Here is a 419-nt window from a genome sequence, read left to right as displayed (position 1 = left end):
TGCTTATCAATATAAGTTTCCGTGTTTCGTTTTCGTTTAGTTTTGAGAGTTCAATAAAAGTGTTGACTCTTAAAAGAGGATATGATATAAATTAATTCTGCAATTTGTATGGGCCTATAGCTCAGCTGGTTAGAGCGCACGCCTGATAAGCGTGAGGTCGATGGTTCGAGTCCATTTAGGCCCACCATACAACTTGGGGCCTTAGCTCAGCTGGGAGAGCGCCTGCCTTGCACGCAGGAGGTCAGCGGTTCGATCCCGCTAGGCTCCACCAAAAGCTATTTTATATAGCGTGGTATGTTCTTTGAAAACTAGATAACAGTGTAGCTCATATTTTTTAATTTTAGTTTGGTTAAGTTAGAAAGGGCGCACGGTGGATGCCTTGACACTAGGAGTCGATGAAGGACGGGACTAACGCCGAT

Annotated in this window: 2 tRNA genes; both read left to right on the top strand. The window is 44.2% G+C overall.

The features are described 5' to 3' along the window. The first annotated feature begins 110 nt into the window (after window positions 1-110). Window positions 111-187: transfer RNA gene (locus AC1M36_RS28535), tRNA-Ile, on the top strand. An 8-nt stretch (window positions 188-195) separates the two neighbouring features. Next, window positions 196-271: transfer RNA gene (locus AC1M36_RS28530), tRNA-Ala, on the top strand. Window positions 272-419 lie beyond the last annotated feature (148 nt).

This window comes from Bacillus sp. Medicinal_06, from assembly GCF_056711665.1.
The sequence above is the reverse complement of the archived record's forward strand: the minus strand, read 5'-3'. Positions and strand labels throughout refer to the sequence as shown.